Annotated in this window: 1 protein-coding gene; it reads right to left on the bottom strand. The window is 64.3% G+C overall.

Annotation, left to right across the window (positions count from 1 at the left end; translation table 11 throughout):
• Window positions 1-130: 130 nt before the first annotated feature.
• Window positions 131-516: IS66 family insertion sequence element accessory protein TnpB (tnpB, locus tag E8A74_RS51695; protein ID WP_211365665.1), on the bottom strand; the 386-nt coding region annotated here is incomplete at its 5' end.

The following is a 516-nucleotide window of genomic DNA, read 5'->3' as shown; positions in this document are numbered from 1 at the left end:
TCACGCTCCAGGAGCAGGGCCGCCTGCCGGAGGATCTCGGGGTCGTTCTCGGTCTCGAAATTCACGGGGGCCTCGACTGTATAATGTCGTCAGACCCCCCGAATGTACCGACGGGATGATAAAAAAGTTCTCACGCCCAGCGCAGGACGCGCTCGGCGGCGGCGTAGGGCGGCGGCGAGAGGGGCATACGCAACGCGAGCTCGCTCCCTTCGAGCAGAATCGCAAGCTCGCTGGTGGTGAGCATGAGCGGGTGGTCGCCAGGCTGCGCCCATGGCGCCGCGAAGCAGCCCTTCGCGAGGCGCTTCGAGAAGAGGCAAAGCCCCGTCCCGTCCCAGTAGATCAGCTTGGCGAGCTTTCGCGTCCGGCCGACGAAAAGGAAGATGTCGCCGGACATGACGTCGCGACCGAGACCCTGAACGACGAGGGCCGCCAGCGTATTGAACGACTTCCTCATATCCGCGGGCGTTCGGTAGACGTACACCCGAACCTGCCGTGTCGATCCGATCACGAGAGCCT

Origin of the sequence: Polyangium fumosum (genome assembly GCF_005144585.1) — a bacterium.
GTDB classification, from domain to species: domain Bacteria; phylum Myxococcota_A; class Polyangia; order Polyangiales; family Polyangiaceae; genus Polyangium; species Polyangium fumosum.
The sequence above is the reverse complement of the archived record's forward strand: the minus strand, read 5'-3'. Positions and strand labels throughout refer to the sequence as shown.